The organism is Bacillus cereus group sp. MYBK227-1 (genome assembly GCF_051916325.1).
Lineage (GTDB): Bacteria > Bacillota > Bacilli > Bacillales > Bacillaceae_G > Bacillus_A > Bacillus_A cereus.
The window spans coordinates 1001230-1022519 of sequence record NZ_JBQAGK010000002.1; the positions used below are offsets into that span (position 1 = coordinate 1001230).

Below are 21290 nucleotides of genomic sequence, written 5' to 3' on the forward strand. Positions count from 1 at the left end.
AGTTATTTAATGTATAGTTTCTCAAAATAGTCATTTAGTATTGGTATAATATAAATCATAGGTGTTTCATACGGATGAATATCATTAATAACTTCAAGAGCATCTTTTACAAGTTCTCGTTTACACTTTATTTCAACTTTACATTCTTGTCCTTCGCATATTTGACCAATTTCTCCATTAAAAGGAGATGCCTCTTCTAAAGGTCTCCAATATCCTTTCACTGAACTATAGGAAAGACAATGGTCATATTCGCCCGTTTTACATGCTCCAATTTTATTTAATTCATCCCTTAATGTTTCAATATATTCTTCAGGAATGAACACTTCAATTTTCACTTCAGTAAATTGCATATTTCATTTCACACCTTTACTTCTTAATAGTTAAACAAATAAACGGTATACTTGCTCACCATCATACTCCTGTCCTAATGATATGAAACCATATCGTTCATATAATTTCTTTGCAGAGAGATTATCTTTATGTACGGTTAATCTTATTTCTTTACACGATTTAAAAGTATTTTTTATTATATCAATACTTTCTTGTAATGCTGCTTTTCCATAACCATTACCTTGTTGCGATTGATCAATAATAAATCCGTTAATCCAATACATATCCGATGTCTCTATTACAACAGCATGCATAACAAAACCAACCATAAGGTCACCATCGTATATAGCGAATGGTATGTACTCTACATTATCACCATCTGGTTTTATATATACTTTAGCAAGTGAAACTGCTACAGCGGGGACAAATTTTCTTTGATCTTCTTTAACTTGTAACTTTAATGCATCTTCCCAATTGTCTCTCGTAACAACCTTTAACTGGACATTCAATATTGTAAGCTCCTTTATCTAGAGGATGTATTTTTATATTCAACGCATTGAAATAATTCCCTTTTTCGACAACAACTTATAACATAATTTTTATAAAATCTTGAATAAATTTTTGTTCATCTATTTCTAATGCTATACGGGCTCCTTCAGATATAGAGCTATGGCGAAAATCAGCAAATGTTTGTCCTTTCGTATCTCCGTATGTATCTACATTTACTGTACGATGCACAAATTCAAAAAAACTTGGATTTACTAATCCGCTTATTGCAACCACATCATGTAGCAAAGGTCCTTCCATAGATGGATTAAGTTTTTGGTATGCGGATAGATAGTAGTCATACATTGGTTTCATTATCATATGAAATGGATTCTTTGCATTAGCTTGAATATAGTTAAATACATTTGGTGTTAACACAGCTTTGTTTGTTACATTTAAAGGGAATATGAATAAATTCTTTGCTTGATGGAAAACAATTTTACTTGCTATCGGATCTCCCCTCTGCTAATGGCGTAACGTTTCCTACTTCTAAAAAAACACCACCCATGAAATAGATTCCTTTTACATTTAGCATTAAATCATTCCATAAATTAAAAGCAATTGCTAACGAGGTAGATCTTCCTACATCAACAATCGTTAAATCTTTTCCGTACTTTATAAGAATCGCAGCAATACTGCCGAAATTATATATTGGAATAGATAATATATTTTCTGGAACATGGATGGGCCCTAATCCTTCTACTCCGTGAATTTCAGGATAGTACGTAGTAATTTCTTCTGTAAGTGGTTTTGTTGCACCACTAATGACAGGAATGTTTTGTCTATTTGCTAACTGTAAAATATACGCTGCATTATGTGCAGCATGTATATGCTCAACATTTCCGTATCCAGTTACAATACCTACAATTTCAATTTCGGGATGCAGTAAACCATACATAATGGCAAATGAGTCATCAATACCTGGGTCTCCGAAAAATAATACTTTTTCCAAGAAATACTCTCCCTTCATAAAAACATAGAGTCATCAATAACTATGTATATGAAAAAAGCAAGTATATCTATGCGAATTTTAGAATGGATAATGTTTTACGAAACATTAAAAAGGAACTAGCGAATGCTAATTCCTTTCTTCAGTAACCATTCTCAAATTTAATTAATTATCGTATCCTTCATAAATTGCATCATTTATTAGATTTTGTGTTTTTTTATCATCAGGTACAGGCTTCCACCAATTTCCTGTAATAAATAACATAGTTAATAAATTATAACTATCACTAAAATAACTTTCTCTCTTATTCTTCATCCAATCCCAACCACTATTTACCCACTTTTGATTATTGCTACTCGTTATACTTGCAGCAATAAACGGTGAAACAAATACAGCAGTTGGATAACTACCAATATTGGATCCATTTAATTGATAACCATCCACAATTTTAGAAGGATTTCCATTCGTTTTATTTTGAATCCATGAAGAGACTTTATCAGAAATGACTTTACTTCGCTTCTCGCCGTACATCGCATAGTCCATTACAATTCTTAAAGGTACTCGACTAGCATTATAATAATATGCATTTGTATATTCTGACTCATCTAAGAAGTCTTTAGGTGCGGGTTGTGGTGGGTTTTTTACAACGAAATCTGAAATAAGTCCTGTATTTGGAGAGTACTTATTACTAAATTGCGTATAAACATCGTACAAATTATTAATAACAGTAAGCCAAGTTTTATCACCTGTAAATTCATAAAATGCTCTAAGGTGTGACATCATCCAATCAGATGGTCTCGTATCAAGTGAACTTTTAGAATCCCAATCTCCTAAATTTAGTCGGTTATTATTTGTAACATTACTAGCTTTAATACCTTTTGTAATCATGTCTTGTGCTTCTTTCAAATAATTAACTGTTCCATTAGATCCCCACTGCTTATGAGCAAGAAGAAGAGAATACGCAATATCTAAATCTCCATCAGTAGCAGAATCAAAATGACCTTGTGCTTTTTTACTATCTGCGACAACCCATCCCATTAAATTAGGATTTTGAGAACTTTTAAAAGTTCTTGCTGTTTTAAATAAACCGTCATAGATTTTTTGAGCATTCGAATCATAACCAGCCATTAATACTGTAATTATCATCCCATACCCTTGACCTTCTGAAGTTCCAAGTGGCTTAAACCCATCAGCATCACCTGTAATCTCTCCTTTTACATAATAACCACCAGGTAAAGAAGATAAATCATTTTTCAAATATTTCTTTTTCCAATTATCGTAGTAACTTCTTACAGAAGCATTTAAACTTTCCTGTGTAACATGATTCGGTTTTATAACACCTGCATAATTAACTTGCAAAGGAAATGGTTTCATTTCCTTTGCAGCAGCTACTTGTTGATTAACTACGGGAATAGAATTTTGTATTGAATTGTCCGTTACACTTGCTGCGAAACTAGAATTAGAAAAACTAGCTAGTCCGATTCCTACAATAGAAATACATGTAAAAATATTTCTTTTTCCATTCATTATGTTGTCAGCTCCTTTTAAAATGCTTACTACATAAAATGTAACATACAATATTTAACTGAAATACAAAATATTATATTTATCAACATAAGAAAGAAACTATATAAAAAAGTATCATAAAATTATTATTGAATTACATTATACGGATTGATTATTTGCTAAATTCCTATGTTTTTCTTTTCTTAATATGGGTATATGAGCAATCACAATTCCAAGTATAGTAATTCCTCCGCCAATTATCGAAACTAAAGTTGGCACTTCTCCTAACCATATCCAAGCAATGAAACACGCAGCTATTGGCGTTAAATATAGAGAACTTGTTGCTTCAGAAGCACCAGCACGAGATATAATATAGGCCAATGCAATATACGGGAGTACTGTTGGAAAGACACCTAAATATATAACGCTCAAGTTAACTTCAAGAGGAGCTGCTAGTATTTCTTGATAAACTCCGGGTAAGAAAATAAGCATACATACAGTACTAGACAAAATTGTATATATGGTAAATGGTAAGAAGCCGTATTTTTTTAAGTAAGATGTTTGGAAAACGAAAAATAGACTTTCTGAAATTGCTGCTAATAATATAAATAATCCCCCGCTATTCAATTGAATATCATCGCCCTGGCTAAATGAAATTAAGGCAATTCCTGCAAAACTAATTACACCACCAAGCCAACCATTTAATTTCATTTTGTCATTCAAAAAAACAGAAGCAAGAATTGCCGTCACTATTGGGGTGACTGAAATAATTAAACTTGCAGATCCAGCATTTACTGTTTTTTCGCCGTAATTTAATGCGATGTGATAAATAGTAAACCCTAAAGCACCAAATATAAAAATTGCTGGGATATCCTTTAAATCCGGTAGTCGTAGTTTGTATATAAATGAAAATAACAAAAGTATAAATGAAGCGATTAATAAGCGTAGTAAAGTAAGGTGTTCAGGCGTATAAGATTCAAGCCCCATACGAATTGCTGGAAAAGCAGTTCCCCATATAAGAATTGTAAAAGCGTGAGCACATATAATGCGTAAATCCCATTTTTTATTATGCATATTTTCTCTCCTTCCCTAAAAAACCAACCATTTTTAAATTACTAATTATTTCTTTTCATCATATTTAATAGTTGATACAATGTCTTCAACCAGTTATTTATCGGAAAAACCAACCACTTTGAATCTTTTAAATAAACGAAGGAGTTTTTTATATGACAACCGATAAAAAAGCGCCCAAATATCGGCAGATAATAGACTATATGAAAGAAAAAATTGAAAACGGAGAATGGCCAATTGGAAGTAAAATCCCTAGTCAGCGGCAGTTAGCAAAATTATTTCATGTAAATCGAAGTACTGTAATAAATGCGCTAGATGAACTTATGGCAGATGGTTTAATTCAAGGACAAATCGGAGCAGGAACAATTGTAACAAATAATACATGGTCATTATTAGCAACTAATCCCCCGCCCGATTGGAGTGAATATGTAAAGGCTGGTATTCATAAACCAAGTAAGTTAATGGTGCGAGAAATAAATGAAGCAGAAGCAAATAAAACGCTTATCCATCTTAGTAAAGGTGAACTTGCACCTCACCTTTTCCCGCTCGAAACTATGCAATCTATAATTAAAAACGTCAGTGAGGAATTAGATTATTTCGGATACGAAGAACAAAAAGGTTTTTATCCGTTACGTGAAGCAATAAGCAAATACGTAAAATCATTTGGAATACATGCAACACCGGGTTCTATATTAATAGTCTCTGGTGCACTCCAAGCATTACAATTAATATCAATTGGTCTTTTACATAGAAAATCAACTGTTTTACTTGAACAACCTTCTTACTTATATTCACTTCATGTTTTTCAATCAGCAAATATAAATTTATCCGGTATATCAATGGATCATCACGGTATTTTACCTAATGACTTATTAAAACGAATTAAATATAGTCAAAAGAATAATATTTTATATTCAATCCCTTGTTTTCAAAATCCAACGGGGATATTGATGTCCAAAGAGCGAAGAAAAGAAATATTAAAAATATGTGAAAAAGAGCAATTGCCTATCATCGAGGATGATATTTACCGAGAGTTATGGCTTGATGAATCACCTCCAGCTCCTTTAAAGTCGATGGATAAACATGGACATGTATTATATATTGGTAGTCTCTCTAAAACACTTAGCCCAGGACTTAGAATTGGATGGATAATCGGACCAGAACCTGTTATTGATAGATTGTCAGATATAAAAATGCAAACAGACTATGGATCCAGCTCTTTATCTCAAAGAGTAGCTGCTGAATGGATAAATGAAGGTTTTTATGAAGCACATGTAGCAAACGTAAGAATGCACCTGAAAGAACGAAGACAAATAATGATACGAGCTTTAAATAAATATTGTGCAGATATTGCATCATGGGATATTCCTAGTGGTGGATTTTTTATATGGCTAAAGGTTGTACATAACATTCCGATGAAAAAACTATTTTCAGAGGCACTATCAAAAGGAATTCTTTTAAATCCGGGACGTATTTATGAAGAAGAATCAGATCAGTACATTCGTTTATCATATGGATATGCTACTCCAGAACAAATGACTAACGGAATTAAATTGCTCAGTGAATTAATTCGGAAGTTAACAGCATAAAAAAATCCTCTTTTGTTTTTGGAGGATTTTTTTATGTATCTTATTTACCACAATTTCATTTCCTGCCCTAATAAAATAAGTTCTTCATAAGGATCTCCGTCAATATTTAATACTTGAGCAAAAGCAGGTTCTGTTTTTAAACCTTGTTCCTTTAAGCGAATAACTTCTTCCCTTATATGGGGATGCTGCATTAATAGCATGTGCTCCACTATCATGTGTCTATATGCATTTTGATTACGCACTGGCTTCGGTTGAGCAAATAATTCAAATTCAAAACCTTCGAATTCAAAATTCACCTTTATCGATTCAGTACCTTTAATTTTTTTCTTTTTTATGTTGAACCCTCCATAAGAACCATATAAAGATTTCATTTCCTGCTCAAAAACATCAAAATTATATACTTCCATTACAATATCTAAGTCAGATTGAGGAGTATCAATTCTTATAGGGATTGTCCCGCAAAGAACGGGATTATATAAAGCTAAATCCTCCATTATGTTTAGGCTATTCAAAACATCATATATTTTTTGTTGTTTCTCATTGCCAGATTGTAAATATGTAATAGATGTAAACATAGAAGTCTCTCCTTCATTTAACATAATAATCATCTCACTAAATATTTAAATCATTGGGTTTTGTTCTAGGAGTACCTTTATTTCAATATATTAAGCCGAACTAACTATATTTTTCAACTTTTCTCCTATACTGCAATACTATAAAAATAAAAAAGGAGGAATTATTATGAGCATTTTTAACATTCTTTTAACCATACACATCCTATTTGGAACAATATGCTTAATCACTGGTATTGTAGCGATGGTTGCCCAAAAGAAGAAAGGAAAACATACCGAATGGGGCGAAATATATCATGCATCCTATGTTGTCATTACCCTTACGGCAATAATATTATCCATTATCAACTGGGATAAAATCGCATATTTATTTTATGTAGCAATCTTCTCTTATTCATTTGCGATTTATGGATACCTTGCACGAAAAAAACGTTGGAAAAATTGGCTCCATCACCACATTAGAGGCATGTTAGGTTCTTATATTGGTGCAGTCACCGCGCTTTTAGTAAATGTCGGCATCCATATTCCCATTATAAATTTACTTCCGCCAATATGGTTTTGGTTTTTACCGACCTTAATTGGTATCCCCCTCGTAGCCAGTGTATCAAAAAAATATAAAAAGCGTAGTTGAAATTAATTACATTTTGATTACTTTCTGATTATTAGAATGAAAAATTATACTCTATGTATCACGAATGATATTATAAGTGTTCGCCCTATGAATATTTAAAATAAAGTGCCGCCCAACTGGACGGCTCTTATTTTCACTTTACAAACGTAACATATTCACCAGAAACCCATTGATTTCCACCAACATTATACCAACCATCTTTATATCCAAACGATTGATATTTTTCACCTTGGTACACGTTTTTCACAATGCCGTAATTTGTTCCTGGGCCGGTACGAACACGCAATACATCAGCGATTATAGTAACTACACCTACACCATCGTTTGATGATTGTGAAGTTGCTGGTACATTTCCTCCCGTATAACGAATGTATGATGGATCGTTATAAACCCACTGATCGCCACCTAGATTTAACCAGCCATTTGATTGTCCAAATACTTTGTAGGACTCTCCTTTCCCTAATTGACGAATAACGCCATATCCAGTACCAGGTCCTTTTCGTAAATTTACATTACTACCGTTAATATAAGCAACCCCTACATTATCATTCGACGTGGGAGGAGTCACTACGTTTTGAGCACCTTTTCCAAAAGTATCCGTTCCATACCCTTTGTAGTTATATTGCAAATGCGGGCTATCCACAAATCCTTTCCAGTCACCGCCCCATTCGAAACCAATTTGTTTAGCATAACGAATTGCTGAAGCCCACGGTTCTTTATTATAGCCATTCCAATCTTCTGTACCATTCGACTGAATTGGAACAAAATCTAATGCCTGTCCTACTAAGTGATATGAGCGCATCGTTTGTGATGCTCCTTTACGAACATATTCACGTTGTTGCTCGACCGTACGGATTGTTTCATAAATTAATACTTCAATTCCATTGTCGATACAGTACTGATACCACTTAAAAGCTGCAGCTTTCGTATTATCCGCTAATTTATTCAGATTACTTACATTTCTATTGTGGTATTTCAATATGCAACATCTCCTTTTCTATTATCCTATGCAAAACTCGTCTCACGGGTTGTACATATACCTAGAACGATACGAAGTACAAATACATAGGAAGCCAATTCAGCTAAAAAGGTTTTCACTTCTAGCTTCAAACTTTGTAAGTTGAAATCGAAGCAATAAAAAAACCACAACCTAAGTCTTCAAGTTGCGGTTTTTGGTATTTTCTTTTTATATGCTACATGCCTTCTTGCATTGATAATCCTAATATGCAGGTTTTGTAAATTTTTCCTTTATGAATAACACTTCTTATTCATGACTTTTCAAATCCAATAATATTGAATGTAAACGATCCGGATAATTAGTAAACATCCCATCGACTCCCCATGAAAGTAACTTTTTCATATCTTTTTCATTATCTACTGTAAATGGATGAACTTCTAATCCGCTTTTCTTTATTTTCTTTACATAATCTGAATCAATATATTTGTAATTCATACCAAGACCTATGCAGTACGTTTTATACTTTTCTATCTCTAATTCTGTTAATTGAACTGCTTTTTTATAAGGTAATAATTGTACTAAGGATATATTACTATTTAAGCCATGAATCTTTTGTAGACTTTCTTCACTAAACGATTGAATAATAACTTTATCCTGTATTTCATAATGATTAATAATTTCTAATAATTTTTCTTCCATTCCTGGATATTCATTAGGTGATTTTGTTTCGATATAATAGTTCGCATTATGCCCAAACGTTTTAATAATTTCTGTTAATGTTGGGACTTTAACATTTTCAAATTCTTTCTTTGCTAAGTTCGGATATTTTTCATTAAAAAAAGAACCAGCATTTAGTTGCTTTATTTCTTCTAATGTATGCTCTTTCACTAGCCCAGTACCATTTGTTGTACGGTTTAAGGTTTCGTCATGCATTGCCACTAAATGCCCATCTTTTGTCATTTGGAGATCAATTTCTATATAATCTCCATTTATTTTTTGTCCTAATTGATATGCTGCTATTGTATGTTCAGGCGCGAACGCAGAAGCACCTCTATGTGCGATATTTTTTATATGATTTGATTGATTCATAACTTTAGTATACTTATGTTCATTAATTTTCTGAAAAACAAAGATACTTATTATTATAAAGGCACAAATTATTGTAACGAGATATATCTTTTTCATAACGATTTATAAGCTCCTATATAAAGACAATTTAACTTGAATGATTTACTCAATTAAATGTCGATTTTCCAATACAGTCATTTTGCCGATAGCTTGAAATCCCGATTTTTTATAAATATTGATTCCATCGGTTGAAGCTTGTAATACACAATACGTATTTTTAAATTTTTGTGCTTCTTGCAGAAGGAAATTGAACATAGTAGATCCGAATCCTCGTCCTCTCATTTCTTCTTTCGTTGCGATGTCATAAATACCAATACTATCTTTTGAACATATCAATGAACCAACAGTTACGATTTCACCTTCATAAAATCCTAAAAATAGTTTCATATTCTCACTGTTCCATAAATCAAGATTAGAAATTTGATTATAGAATGCTTGTACATGTATACCTTCTTCCGATGTGCCGAATAGATTAGCTAACGTTTCTCCAAATTTTTTTATTAGTCCAGGTGAAGATGCTTGTTGAATTGTAAAACTTACTGGCATGTGTATTGTTGGAGAAATTGTTTTTAAGTCTGCTACCATCGCAATATTTTGCTCCGTTTCTTTTAAACCGATTTTATTTAACCCGCTTTTTATATCCCGCTCTTGCTCCTCATCCCATAACCAAACACTCATTGGAAATTTCTTTTGATTATAGTATTCTACCTCCTTATGTAATTTCTCGACCCCTTCCGTTAAATTATTGTTCAGTAGAGTAATGATATTGAATGTATCGGCAGGTAATCCACAATCAACAGCAATATAATCTTTCGTTTCTTTTATACTCATTCCGGGCACAAATTGCGCAACATATGAAGTTTTAAATGCAAAGTTATCTATTAGTAATTGTTTATAATTCATCAATAGTTCTCCTTTTCATAAAAAGTAATACTCGAATCTCTCTATATTAAATATAACATATTAGAAATTTACCTTTTTTTATAAAAAGTACCTCTTTAAATTGTGCTTTATAGTTTAAAATAATTAAAAATGATATAACGTTGTCGGAATGAAAAAAGTGGTATATAATAAATATTAACATTACTAGTAATTATTTTAGGTATTCCTAGAATAAAGGAGCGATACATATGAAAATTACTATTTATTTCGGAAGTCATGAAGATCAAGATGTTCGTACTATGGACTGTCATTTAGATGTAGAAGATACAGAAGAGATTGTTTCTGTATCATAATATAAATAGTTAGGGTAAACCCTATTCCCTACAGCGTTTAAGGCACCTTTTATAAGGTGTCTTTTTTGTTATATTTTCATCAAAAAACCTTTACTTTATAGCGTTTTAATAGTAAAATATAAATATACGAACAAATGTTCTTTTTTATTTCAAACGTACATGAAGGGATGATTTTAACAATGGCTCCATTAAAGCGCAGAGGAAGAAAAAAGCAAGCACCTATTATTTCAAATACAGGCTTTATCGGCTCTGTCTTTATTGATACATTGGAGTTACAAAAGAAATCCTATTATTTCGCTCGTAAAAAACTTCAAATTGTTCATCACGTATTAGATGGTCTCTCTGGAGCAACAAGCGCTTTGTTTAAAGAACATAACATTTCAGCATACATGTCATGTGTATATTTACATAAACAAAAGAAAATTGGCTTTGTTCTTTCAACGAAACCATTTGAACAAAGTGATGGCGTTGCTTATTTTGTAAATTATTTAATCGAAAAGAATTTTTACGGCGGCTATGACGAAGATGTAGAATATCAAGAAGTATTTAATACAGGTTTTATCGGTGTAGTATTCGCTGATTTATCTAGTATAGATCGCTTTAATTTCGAGTTTGAAATGGGTATGCTAACGAAATTAATGAAAGATATGATTATTCCGGTTAAAGAACTCTTTTTACGCCATAATGTACCGGCTTACATCTCCACTTCTCACTTAGAAGAACAAAACAAATTAGGTTTCGTTCTCTCTGTAAAGCCATATGACGAACGCGCTGAAGCAGATTTATATTTTGAAGCATATTTAAAAGAACGCGGATTATTTATTGGTGATGAAGAAGATGATATTGATAAGATTGTCATTAGAAAAACCGCTGAATTACGATAGAAAAGCGCAGGATGCTAATCCTGCGCTTTTTAAGTTACGTTAAACACTATAATCTTTTGAATGAATTTCTAAATTAAACTTATTTGCTAAAATTTTATTCAAAGTAAAAAATACAATCCCCCCTGCAATGGGAAGCGTGTAGGCTGGAATGAAATTTAATAATAGTCCTGATATTGCAAGTGCTATTGGTTGCATTATTTTACCTAAGCTTAATCCAATACTAAGAACTCTTCCTCTATATTCTTCAGGAATCTCATTTTGCATGAAATACATTAAAGGAATATCAATTTGTGCTATCATAAATCCTAAAAAGAACATAATCATGCAATACGTAGTAACATATACCAAATTATTTACTACAATAGATTTAAATAAAACAGGTATCCCTGAAACTATCATAAAAATTGCCAACATAAAACTTATTTTTTTCAATAGATAAGAATAAGAATAACAATCAGTTATCTTTTTCACTAATATTGCACCAACTATCATACCTATCGGAAAAGTCCCTTGAATCATACCAAATTGCTTAGAATTAAGATTGAGAACTGTGTTAATAATGTATGGCAACGGAACGGTTACAGCAAAGCCTAAAAAGAAATTAAGGGAAATTAAAATACTAAAAGTATTTTTTAAGCTTTTCCGCTCCAATAAGTAAGAGTATCCCTCCTTTATATCTTCAATAAAATTAATTTCTCTAATTGAACATTCCTCATTTATGTTTTGCTCGCACAATTTAAAGTTTATAAACAATATGGATATAGCCGAAAGGATAAATGAAATACCGTTAATAATTATAAAAGTTTTCATATCAAAGACTGCAAAAACAATGCCCCCTAACATAGGCCCTAAAATTAAAGATATAGAATCGATAATTTTACTTATAGAATTAATACTCATTAACCGTTCTTTAGTAACCATATTCGGTTTTACGGCCTCTAATCCTATTCCAAAAAACGTTGTAAATACGGTCATAAGAAAGGTAGTAGTATAAATAATGAATAAGTTTAATCCATAATAGTTGCTTAATATATAAACAGTTATTAATAAGCACCCGCTTAATACATCCATGCAAAAGACGAGTTTCTTTTTATCAACCTTATCAGCAATGACACCGGCAAATGGATTCATAACAATCATTGGAATCGTTCCTAAAATAAGCGTAATCGCGAAATTTAAAGCAGATCCGGTTATTTGTAATACATACAATCCTAATGCGAAACTATAAATAGAGCTACCAAATAGTGATACTGTTTTTGCAATTGAATATAAACAAATATTTCTTAGTTCTTGGTTTCTATTTTTATTTTCTATATGTAATCGTAAACTTCCCATCATTTTCCCCCCTGCATAACTTTGTATTACGTACATTGTAAGTTCTTGGGTCAGCCCAATAGCAATATGTACGATTTGAAAAGTTTTAAGGGAAAATAAATAAAAGATGGAGTTAACCCCATCTTTTTCCGAAAAATGAATATGTATAAATTTCTTCTCCTTGAACAAAGAAATCCTCGTACTTTCCGCCTCTTTTTAAATAATTTGAAGTGCTTTCATCAATCGATTGAAACTGTAAATTTTGGATTTCTTTCGTTACTTTTGCAGATGTAAAATTCCCTCGGAGTCTAGGTGCAATTTGGCTATTTATACTAAATTTATTAAATAAAATAAATGAACTTAATAAATAACAATTGTGTTTAAAAAGGGAATTTAATTCGCGCAATAAGAACTCCTCATGTTCAAAACTATAATTACTTGTACCTGATTGATCGATTACAATATCAATAGAACTACTCTGAATAGGTATGTTTAGAAAGTCGGCACAAATAAATACAATATTTCTTTTCACATTTCTTCTCTCAATTACATCTTTTAAAAGTAAAAGTTTATTCAAATCTCGATCAACAGCAATATATAAACAATCTTCCGGTAGTTCTTCATAAATATTTCGTAAAAAGAACCCAATACCAGACCCTAAATCAAGTAGTATTTTTTCATTTAAATCTAGTTGCATTAGTTTCTTTTTTGACCATTCTCCTCCTCTTTGAACATTTTCCAAAAAAGCAGTATCGGTTTCATGGATATAATCCGAAATAGAATCTTCAAGTGATGTCTTTTCATACGCTTTCAATGAGGTGCCAGCTGTTAAAACTCCTGAAATAATCGCGTATTCTTCACCACAATTACAAATTAACTTTCCTTCAATAATTTGATTCTTATTAATAATCCCATCTTCAAGAATTAAATTTCCGTTACACTTAACACATTTAAATAAATGAAGTACTTTTAAATCTACCCCTAAAATTGAACTCGAAATTTCAGTTTCTATAGATAAATTATGTAACACTTCCTTTAATTTATCCCGTTTCTTCTCCAAAAGTTCTATTTCCTGTTCCATTTCGTCATATTTTAGTTTAAATAAAGATTGGTAAAAGGTAATTTTTTCGTAATTCATAGATTTCGCTAAATTTTTATAAAAAAATAGTTCTTTAATTTCATTCAAGCTAAACCCTAAATCTTTGTAATGTAATATAAGTTCTAAATCTCTTTGACAATACTCATCAAAAAAATAGTGCCCTCCTTTTTTTTCAGGAATAATGAGACTGAGGTCCATATAATGTCTAATTGTATCAATACTTATGTTATTTACTTCACCAAACTTACCGATTTTCATAATATCCCTACCATTTAAATATTTTTTTATATAGATTTCTATTTTTACCTTTAAAAATCCTTTCACCTTTTTTTATCAGCATTATTTACGGAATAAACAAATAGTATTATTTATATTGTTGTGCCTAATAATATAACATGCAACTTTTGGTTTTATGTATGTTAAATTGTCAGTATCAAAATTATTAAACCTAAATAGATTTATTACTCTCTACTTAATGAAGTGTACCTATAAACAGACATTATAGCATCGCTTTATTGAATTGTTGGAGTAGGATTACTATAGAAGGTTACATAGGGGGAGCGTCAGGAAAATGCCGATTTACAATGATAAGGGAATTCCAAATTAAAAAGCGCAATTTCTCTGCAAATCAAAACAGAGAAATTGCGCTTTTTAATTATTTCATTTCTTTATTGAATTCATTAACTGGAAGAAGTATTCAGGTTTATGAGTCTTATTTAGGTTATACCATGAATGTAATGCATCTGGTGTAAATACATCTATTTTTTTCAGTACCTCCCTTGCAAATTCCAGAGGAGCTATTCCTGATGCAGTAACTAAATTCGCATCAGATACCGCAGATCCCAACTCATAAAACTTTTCTCCTTTATAGTTAGGACATACCATTTTAGTATATTCTAAGTTATTACTTGTATGCTTTCTAGTATCCAAGTATCCCATATTCGCTAGGGCATCAGTTGCACCACAAATTGCAGCAACAATAGTGCCAATCTTTAGAGCTTGGCCAATTCTTTCCAAGATAGGTTGATGAATTTCTTCGCTCCAAGTAGTCCCTCCTGATAAAATTAAAAGATCTTTACTCTCAAGAGTACATTCATCAAGGGAAATATCTGGTTTTATGCTCAGTCCTCCCATAGTAGTAATCATTTCTTTATTAGCTCCTACTGTAATTACTTTTAAAGGTGCTAAATCTTTTTTGAAATATCTTCCTGAGTTTAGTTCAGCAATTAAATATCCATATTCCCAGTCCGACATTGTATTAAATACATATAGAAAAACTTTTTTTGTTTGCATCCAATAACACTCCAATCACAATTTATATAGCTATTATAATATAACTTCCCTGACAGTTAACGTCAGGGAAGTTATCATACTTGATGAAATTTTATTAATTCCGACAGAACTTCAATAAGTCTTTTCTTAAGACTTATTGGCTCAATAACTTTAATAGATTTATTGTACGGTAAAAGTAAATAAGGTACATATGTATGTATCATATCTTTTTCAAGAAGAAAAACTGCTTGATTTGAAGTCCGTTCTTGTAAATAATGTCCTAAAAACCAATGTTGGCAAATATCAGCTAATACATTTTTATCCCCATTAATAACCAAAGAAATAATATCTTTCTTATCTTCTATAGTTGGAAGAAGACTTTTTATAAAAAAGTCCCGTGCTGAAAAATTTTCTGGCCGGTTAAACTTATTTTCCGTTAGCATTAAACTTTCAATTCGATCTACTCTAAAACTACGGATATCATTCCTAAGATGACAAAATCCAATCACATACCATTTATTATTCCAATAGATAATTCTGTATGGATCGACCAATCTATAATTTAATTTCTTTTCACCATTTTTATGGTAAAGAATTTTTACTGAGTACCCGTCAGCTACGGCCTGCTCCAACTCCTTCAAAAAAGTTTCTATAGAGAGCGGACTTAATCGACTTATTACTTCAAGACTAGTTAAATGTTGATTTATCTTTGTTTCCTGCTCTTGATTTGAGTATTTACTTAGTTTTGAAATGGCCCTATTTAATGCTTCACCTCCATAATACCCGGCTTCTTCTGCAAAAACAGCAGCATGAAATAGTGAAGTTTGCTCCTCAAAATCAAAAAAAAGAGGGGCTTCAATAAAATTGTTCAATAAAGTGTATCCGCCGTTATGTCCTGGTTCTGAAATTATAGGTACTCCACTAGTTGAAATTGTATCAATATAACGATACACAGTCCTTATATTCATCTCTAACTTTTCTGAAATTTGTTTTGCAGTAATTTTTTCACCTGAACGAAGCATCCAAAGAATTGCTAACATATTGTCAATTTTAGGCATATAATTTCACCTCTATATGAAACTTATTTTCTATTATAAATTTCCGATTTTCGGTATAACTCATCAATTGTTCCTTAAACTTTTTCTTCAAAAATAATATCCATTCTGATTTCGTTCAGTTGCTGAAATTGCCTTGAAGAATTCTGGTTAATTGAACTGACACGTATAATAGCATAAATGGTACTGCAAGCGTAACTAGTTTCCTTACTTTTATATTAACCTTTCCCCTTGAAACTAAAGATATATCTTTTATATACTATTGGTTAAATTTGGATGTATGAATATTATTTTATATTGAAAAAATAAATACGTCAAAATTATTTTACGAAAATTATAAAAATCATATTATATATAGATTAGTAAACTACGGAAACAATGCCCCCTAAAAGCGAAAAACGTGTTTCTATCTGTGAATTTATAAGAAAGGATGACGTTTTATTTCTATTTGTATGTGTGATAAATTACACCTATTTCCTTGAGAATTTTAAAAATCCTCATCCCCAATACCATACGAGTTGTTGCTACGGGTCTTGGTTTTGTACAAAAAATCGATAGAAACCAAGAAAATGATTTTATATCTTTTTATGTTTAGAGGAATTAAAAAATCACTACACCTCCTTCATATACGTGTAATATACAGGGATTTATAACTTGATATAGAACATAAAAAGGAGATGTTTATATTATAAATAAAATGATATACATAAGTGGAGGGTTAGAAAATGAAAATTGCAATAGTCTGCTTCGATAACTTTACTGATATAGATGTTTTTCTACCATGGGATTTATTAAATCGTGTACGTTTAGTCGGTGGTCTTTCTGATTGGGATGTACAGCTTTTAGGAACAGAAGAAACTCATATATCTATGTCTGGCTTGCGTATTCCCATGACAGGAAGCATATCTGATATCCCTTTTGCCGACGCTGTAATATTTGCAAGTGGTAAAGGTGTAAAGGATTTATATAAAAATCAACAATATATTAATAGCATTCATGTAGATCCTCAAAGACAATTAATAGGATCTATGTGTTCTGGTTCACTACTATTAGGGGCTAAAAAATTACTAACTGATAAAAAAGCTACTACATATCCCTCAGCAGTAGAACAACTTAAAGAATTTGGTGTAGACGTTATTGAGAAAAGTTTCGTAAACGAAGGAAATATCTCGACTGCTGCAGGTTGTTTTGCTGCTCAAGAACTATCAGCTTGGATTATAAGGACCCTACTTAATGAAGAAATGGTTGATATTGTACTAGAAACTGTTCAGCCAGTAGGAAAAGGTTTATATTTTTAATCTCAAATCAAGTCAAGAAATTGTGGTTGCTCCCCAAAAATGATAAAATAAGATTTTTGTTTCGATTTAACACAAATTTCGTTCTAGAGCGCTATAAAACTTCAACTTGATGGTGGCGTGGTATGCACCATTTATAAATAAAAAAACCCGCGTATCATTCACGGGTTTTCTTCTTAATAACTAATTGCTATTGTACCTTCACCTGCATGAACTGCAAATGAAATTGGTAATGGATATAGTTTGAAATCCATTTCAGGGAATGCTTGTCTAATATCTGCAATCCATTCTTCAGCTCCATCTTTATCGTTAGCATGGAACATGTGAAGTACTTTTGGCAATTCTTTTTCAAGTTCATTTTTAATGTATTCTCGGCATTTTTGGATTTTACGTACTTTCTTTTCAAGTAAAAGCTCTCCACCTTTTACTTCTAATATTAAGTTGACACTTAATAAACTTCCAAGTAAAAATTGAACTCCCTTTACACGTCCACTTGCATAAAGACCTTTTAAACTTTTCGGGAATACATGGAAAGGTCTTCTTTTTTCATCTACTAATGTTTTGTGTATATCTTGTAAAGTCATACCATCATTGTATAACGATTTCGCTTTTCTAATTAGTTCATCCATTGGATAACTTGTTGTTTCGCTATCTAATACCGTTAATGGGAAACCTGCCATTTCTGCAGCTAACTTCATGTTTTGATAGGTTCCACTTACTTTTCCGCTAATAGCAACTGCAAATCCTTCTTCATATTCTTCTTTGCATTTCGAAAATAACTCTACCATTTCCCCTATGTTAGGCTGTGATGTAGTGACAGTTTTACCTTCGTTCAAAGCATTATAAACGCGCTCACGCACACCTTCTTCACAATCTTTGTACGACACACCATCAATAATAACTTCAATTGGGATAACAAAGTTATCTCCTTCTGTTTTAAAACTCGCAGTTGTACTATCAGTAATCCAAGCAACACGCTTCATGTTGTTCCTCCCTTAATTCCTCTTTTCTAATTTTTCTATATATTTATGTTATGAAAAGAGAATATCCCTGTAATAGTAACAGGACTTTATTGTTTTGGCTATAGTAGATAGATGATAAATGTGAATATTTCTTGTCTTTTTCACAAATTAAAAAGAAAATCAAGAAATTTGCTTGATTTTCCTTTTATCTTACATTATTTAAAAGTTTCATTATCTAAAATTACAACATAATCATTTGTTAATCGTCCGGCTTCTTTCGTATAACTAACAAGTCTTTGTACATTATCACAGCTAAGTTTTGCACCCCATACAAGTAATGGTACACCAATAAAGTCGATGTGAAATCTTCTAGAAAACAGACCGCCAAAAGTCATTGGTAAAGGTACTGTTGGTGATGTATTAGAAAAAATAATCTTTTCATGACTTTGATAATGTTTTTGCAGAATCTCTCCTAAATGCTTCATCGCAGGTACAACGATTTTTGATGCGCCGCATCCAATCGTATAAACCGGGTTACCATTTTCATCTACTCCATGAAAAATAATTTTCCCTATATCTTCAGTTTTCAATTTATTAAAGTAATCTACATTTAATATTTCTTCTTTTGTTAGCTTACGATCCGTTGGTAATTTATTTAAATGATAAGCTGCTGCAAGTGCAGTTGAATGCGTTCCGCCGAAATCCGTGTAAATGAATATCATATGATCATCCCTTGTTATAAAAGTTCAATGTTATTTAGTATTACCGTTCACAGCATTGATAAACAAGGGATGAATGTATTTATACTTTTTTATTAATGTATTATTCATTTCCAATTATACTATTGTCTATTTATTATGTTACACCATGTAATAGCCATAAGCTTATCTATAAAAGTAAAAAGACGTACTTTTTCGTACGTCTTTTATCATCTTTATTCAAAATAAATGTATACTTTAACACGTATGAATTGTTAGTTATCAATAGTTTCTATTCTTTTAGAATCCGTCTCATTAAATACTTGAATGTTAAATTTAGCAGCTAGCATTATAGTGATTTTATAAATAAAGTATCCAAGAATACAACCTATAACGTTACATATATTACATCATCAATATCAGTAATTCGTCCCACTCCACTAAATAAAGACTGAATTAATTGTAGCAATTCAATACTAGTTGATATAGAAAATCCTAATAAAATTGTATTTTTAAATTTTTTATATTTATCCCATAGGATTGGTGCTAAAAATCCTAAAGGCATTAATAATAAAATATTTCCGCCTACATTTCTTACAATTAGCCCAATCATAAATAGGGCATCTCCATCATAAGCACTACCAATTTGATTGATGTCTTTAATAATTGATGCAAATGGTATTATGTTGACCGAGCGATTCAGATTTTCAATATTAGAAGGAAAACCGATTGGTAAAGGGAATAAAGTTACTGCAACAACCATACAAATGTAAACCACGAATAAAAAACTTACTATTTCTTTCCACCAAATCACATGTTTTTTATTTTTGGTACCAATTAATATTCCACGTACAATTAAATAACAAATAACCCCTAAAATAATAAACAAACTACCGTTGATCATATACAAATTGTTAACACATCCTTTCATATGAATTAATAATTTAAATTTACAATTATATAGTAATATTTTTTAATTTAAAAATCCATATAAACATATGTAATTGTGCAGAATTACAAAAACCCCTTATTTAATAAATAAAGGGTTCCTCGTTAACTAAAATATTTTTCAGAACAGAAACAATCATAAACCCGTTTAAATTATTTTCGTATCTCTTCTTTTATATCTATATAATTAAAAAGCTCTTTCTATTTCTGTCATTAATTTTTCAGGTCCTGCCTCATTATTCGATGGAATAACTAAAGTGATTCCTAATTCTGGATATATGGCCGAGCGAAAACTGACGCCTGGATCATATCCCATTACATGATATTTGAATACCTTGTTTTCTCGTGTTTCAATCCATATTCCATATCCGTAAGACTGTTTATCATTTACATGAATTTGGGGAGTTAAAAGTAACTTTGTATATTCCTTTCCTAAAATTTCATTATTAAATAGTGCCGCCCAAAATTTCAACATGTCTGGTGCAGTAACATATGCACCTCCATCAGCCCCTCCTTTTATTGGTATAGAGTAAGCGTTTGTTCTCCAATTTTGGTTGGTTTCGTCCTTTATATATCCTAGAGCTGTATGTCTTGGTAATTTATCTAACGAAAAATAGCCAGAATCATTCATGCCAATCGAATTAAAAATGTTTGTTTCTATATACTCCGTAAATTTAAGTCCCGTCTGTTCTTCTATTATTAATCCAAGTATGATAAAACCTGCGTTGTTGTAGTGAAACTTACTCCCAGGTGCAAACATCATATTACTGTTTTGGAATAATGGTAAAAAGTCTTTTAAGCTCTTTAATAGATACATAGGTGTTTGTTTCCAAAGATCCTCGAAGTTATCTATAATACTTTCATCAAAATAATCTGGTATACCAGAGCTATGCGTTAGTAGTTGATGTATTGTAATATCTTCATCGAAGTTTGGAAGTTTTATCTCTAGACAATCCTTTAATTTTGTATGAAAAGAAATAACACCTTTTTCAACAAGTTGACAGATTCCAATTGCAGTGAAAATTTTACATCCTGAGGCAATGCCGAATCTTGTTTGTATCGTATTGTTTATACATTCACTTTTGTTTGCGTAACCCATTGCTTTTTCATAGATTAAGTCTTTTTCTTTTTTTACTAAAACTACTCCAGAGAAATCTATTTTCTTTTGTATTTCTTTTACAATTCTATTAATTTCATCTTTTGTTTTTATCACGACAACCACCCTTGTCTTTCGGTATTGTTCTTTAC

Annotated in this window: 19 protein-coding genes and 2 pseudogenes; 4 read left to right on the top strand and 17 right to left on the bottom strand. The window is 31.4% G+C overall.

What is annotated here, in order from left to right; translation table 11 throughout:
* Nucleotides 1-2: 2 nt before the first annotated feature.
* From cutA to ACTFRM_RS12245, 5 genes and pseudogenes are all read right to left on the bottom strand, one after another.
* Complete coding sequence (cutA, locus tag ACTFRM_RS12225; protein WP_001160791.1) at nt 3-350, bottom strand: divalent cation tolerance protein CutA; 348 nt, start codon at nt 348-350, stop codon at nt 3-5.
* Nucleotides 351-380: 30 nt separating this feature from the next.
* Nucleotides 381-839: a GNAT family N-acetyltransferase gene (locus ACTFRM_RS12230; RefSeq protein ID WP_001102671.1), complete on the bottom strand. Its 459-nt coding sequence runs from the start codon at nt 837-839 to the stop codon at nt 381-383.
* Between the two features lie 76 nt (nt 840-915).
* Nucleotides 916-1828, bottom strand: a pseudogene (locus ACTFRM_RS12235) (nucleoside hydrolase).
* A gap of 162 nt (nt 1829-1990) precedes the next feature.
* Nucleotides 1991-3352: a glycosyl hydrolase family 8 gene (locus ACTFRM_RS12240; RefSeq protein WP_440043327.1), complete on the bottom strand. Its 1362-nt coding sequence runs from the start codon at nt 3350-3352 to the stop codon at nt 1991-1993.
* Nucleotides 3353-3490: 138 nt separating this feature from the next.
* Nucleotides 3491-4405, bottom strand: a complete 915-nt coding sequence (locus tag ACTFRM_RS12245) for a DMT family transporter (RefSeq protein ID WP_322372870.1) — start codon at nt 4403-4405, stop codon at nt 3491-3493.
* A gap of 152 nt (nt 4406-4557) precedes the next feature.
* Here ACTFRM_RS12245 and norG point away from each other — a divergent pair, with 152 nt between their 5' ends.
* Nucleotides 4558-5991, top strand: a complete 1434-nt coding sequence (gene norG, locus ACTFRM_RS12250; protein ID WP_322372869.1) for an efflux pump transcription regulator NorG — start codon at nt 4558-4560, stop codon at nt 5989-5991.
* 44 nt (nt 5992-6035) lie between these two features.
* Here norG and ACTFRM_RS12255 read toward each other — a convergent pair whose 3' ends face one another.
* Nucleotides 6036-6566 (bottom strand): DUF4269 domain-containing protein, encoded by a 531-nt coding sequence (locus ACTFRM_RS12255; protein WP_322372868.1) that lies wholly within the window; start codon nt 6564-6566, stop codon nt 6036-6038.
* Nucleotides 6567-6732: 166 nt separating this feature from the next.
* On the opposite strand from ACTFRM_RS12255, the gene ACTFRM_RS12260 reads away from it, so the two are divergent.
* Nucleotides 6733-7194: a DUF2306 domain-containing protein gene (locus tag ACTFRM_RS12260; RefSeq protein WP_000021744.1), complete on the top strand. Its 462-nt coding sequence runs from the start codon at nt 6733-6735 to the stop codon at nt 7192-7194.
* 133 nt (nt 7195-7327) lie between these two features.
* Here ACTFRM_RS12260 and ACTFRM_RS12265 read toward each other — a convergent pair whose 3' ends face one another.
* From ACTFRM_RS12265 to ACTFRM_RS12275, 3 genes are all read right to left on the bottom strand, one after another.
* Nucleotides 7328-8173, bottom strand: a complete 846-nt coding sequence (locus ACTFRM_RS12265; protein WP_322372867.1) for an SH3 domain-containing protein — start codon at nt 8171-8173, stop codon at nt 7328-7330.
* Nucleotides 8174-8458: 285 nt separating this feature from the next.
* Complete coding sequence (locus tag ACTFRM_RS12270; protein WP_322372866.1) at nt 8459-9337, bottom strand: glycerophosphodiester phosphodiesterase; 879 nt, start codon at nt 9335-9337, stop codon at nt 8459-8461.
* Nucleotides 9338-9382: 45 nt separating this feature from the next.
* Nucleotides 9383-10183 (bottom strand): GNAT family N-acetyltransferase, encoded by an 801-nt coding sequence (locus ACTFRM_RS12275; RefSeq protein WP_063245463.1) that lies wholly within the window; start codon nt 10181-10183, stop codon nt 9383-9385.
* A gap of 511 nt (nt 10184-10694) precedes the next feature.
* On the opposite strand from ACTFRM_RS12275, the gene ACTFRM_RS12280 reads away from it, so the two are divergent.
* Nucleotides 10695-11399 (top strand): hypothetical protein, encoded by a 705-nt coding sequence (locus ACTFRM_RS12280; RefSeq protein WP_322372865.1) that lies wholly within the window; start codon nt 10695-10697, stop codon nt 11397-11399.
* Nucleotides 11400-11438: 39 nt separating this feature from the next.
* Here ACTFRM_RS12280 and ACTFRM_RS12285 read toward each other — a convergent pair whose 3' ends face one another.
* The 4 genes from ACTFRM_RS12285 to ACTFRM_RS12300 all read right to left on the bottom strand — a co-directional run bounded on the left by ACTFRM_RS12285 (nt 11439) and on the right by ACTFRM_RS12300 (nt 16142).
* Nucleotides 11439-12734, bottom strand: coding sequence for an MFS transporter (locus ACTFRM_RS12285; protein ID WP_322372864.1), 1296 nt, complete (start codon nt 12732-12734; stop codon nt 11439-11441).
* Between the two features lie 112 nt (nt 12735-12846).
* Nucleotides 12847-14070, bottom strand: coding sequence for a methyltransferase domain-containing protein (locus ACTFRM_RS12290; protein WP_322372927.1), 1224 nt, complete (start codon nt 14068-14070; stop codon nt 12847-12849).
* A gap of 402 nt (nt 14071-14472) precedes the next feature.
* Nucleotides 14473-15105: a type 1 glutamine amidotransferase family protein gene (locus tag ACTFRM_RS12295; protein WP_016124677.1), complete on the bottom strand. Its 633-nt coding sequence runs from the start codon at nt 15103-15105 to the stop codon at nt 14473-14475.
* A gap of 74 nt (nt 15106-15179) precedes the next feature.
* Nucleotides 15180-16142 carry a helix-turn-helix transcriptional regulator gene (locus ACTFRM_RS12300; RefSeq protein ID WP_001124128.1) on the bottom strand — a complete coding sequence of 321 codons (963 nt, stop codon included), beginning with the start codon at nt 16140-16142 and terminating at the stop codon, nt 15180-15182.
* A 722-nt stretch (nt 16143-16864) separates the two neighbouring features.
* Here ACTFRM_RS12300 and ACTFRM_RS12305 point away from each other — a divergent pair.
* Nucleotides 16865-17437 (top strand): DJ-1/PfpI family protein, encoded by a 573-nt coding sequence (locus ACTFRM_RS12305; RefSeq protein WP_440043329.1) that lies wholly within the window; start codon nt 16865-16867, stop codon nt 17435-17437.
* Between the two features lie 173 nt (nt 17438-17610).
* Here the strand turns inward: ACTFRM_RS12305 and ACTFRM_RS12310 are convergent, their stop codons facing one another.
* The 4 genes and pseudogenes from ACTFRM_RS12310 to ACTFRM_RS12325 all read right to left on the bottom strand — a co-directional run bounded on the left by ACTFRM_RS12310 (nt 17611) and on the right by ACTFRM_RS12325 (nt 21255).
* Entirely contained in the window at nt 17611-18417 is an 807-nt protein-coding gene (locus tag ACTFRM_RS12310; protein ID WP_048529748.1) for a DegV family protein, read from the bottom strand.
* A 194-nt stretch (nt 18418-18611) separates the two neighbouring features.
* A complete protein-coding gene (locus tag ACTFRM_RS12315; protein ID WP_088338209.1) occupies nt 18612-19118 on the bottom strand; it encodes a DUF3189 family protein in 507 nt (168 codons plus the stop codon).
* A gap of 251 nt (nt 19119-19369) precedes the next feature.
* Nucleotides 19370-20004 (bottom strand): annotated as a pseudogene (locus ACTFRM_RS12320) (VanZ family protein).
* A gap of 225 nt (nt 20005-20229) precedes the next feature.
* A complete protein-coding gene (locus ACTFRM_RS12325; RefSeq protein WP_440043330.1) occupies nt 20230-21255 on the bottom strand; it encodes a serine hydrolase domain-containing protein in 1026 nt (341 codons plus the stop codon).
* Between the last annotated feature and the right edge of the window lie 35 nt (nt 21256-21290).

Bases quoted from the DNA above. Each gene is read 5' to 3' on its own strand.
- ACTFRM_RS12285 (WP_322372864.1), bottom strand. From the start codon at position 12,734: ATGGGAAGTTTACGATTACATATAGAAAATAAAAATAGAAACCAAGAA.
- ACTFRM_RS12240 (WP_440043327.1), bottom strand. From the start codon at position 3,352: ATGAATGGAAAAAGAAATATTTTTACATGTATTTCTATTGTAGGAATC.
- ACTFRM_RS12270 (WP_322372866.1), bottom strand. From the start codon at position 9,337: ATGAAAAAGATATATCTCGTTACAATAATTTGTGCCTTTATAATAATA.
- norG (WP_322372869.1), top strand. From the start codon at position 4,558: ATGACAACCGATAAAAAAGCGCCCAAATATCGGCAGATAATAGACTAT.
- ACTFRM_RS12245 (WP_322372870.1), bottom strand. From the start codon at position 4,405: ATGCATAATAAAAAATGGGATTTACGCATTATATGTGCTCACGCTTTT.
- ACTFRM_RS12305 (WP_440043329.1), top strand. From the start codon at position 16,865: ATGAAAATTGCAATAGTCTGCTTCGATAACTTTACTGATATAGATGTT.
- ACTFRM_RS12300 (WP_001124128.1), bottom strand. From the start codon at position 16,142: ATGCCTAAAATTGACAATATGTTAGCAATTCTTTGGATGCTTCGTTCA.
- ACTFRM_RS12275 (WP_063245463.1), bottom strand. From the start codon at position 10,183: ATGAATTATAAACAATTACTAATAGATAACTTTGCATTTAAAACTTCA.
- ACTFRM_RS12255 (WP_322372868.1), bottom strand. From the start codon at position 6,566: ATGTTTACATCTATTACATATTTACAATCTGGCAATGAGAAACAACAA.
- ACTFRM_RS12295 (WP_016124677.1), bottom strand. From the start codon at position 15,105: ATGCAAACAAAAAAAGTTTTTCTATATGTATTTAATACAATGTCGGAC.
- ACTFRM_RS12260 (WP_000021744.1), top strand. From the start codon at position 6,733: ATGAGCATTTTTAACATTCTTTTAACCATACACATCCTATTTGGAACA.
- ACTFRM_RS12280 (WP_322372865.1), top strand. From the start codon at position 10,695: ATGGCTCCATTAAAGCGCAGAGGAAGAAAAAAGCAAGCACCTATTATT.
- ACTFRM_RS12315 (WP_088338209.1), bottom strand. From the start codon at position 19,118: ATGATATTCATTTACACGGATTTCGGCGGAACGCATTCAACTGCACTT.
- ACTFRM_RS12310 (WP_048529748.1), bottom strand. From the start codon at position 18,417: ATGAAGCGTGTTGCTTGGATTACTGATAGTACAACTGCGAGTTTTAAA.
- cutA (WP_001160791.1), bottom strand. From the start codon at position 350: ATGCAATTTACTGAAGTGAAAATTGAAGTGTTCATTCCTGAAGAATAT.
- ACTFRM_RS12290 (WP_322372927.1), bottom strand. From the start codon at position 14,070: ATGAAAATCGGTAAGTTTGGTGAAGTAAATAACATAAGTATTGATACA.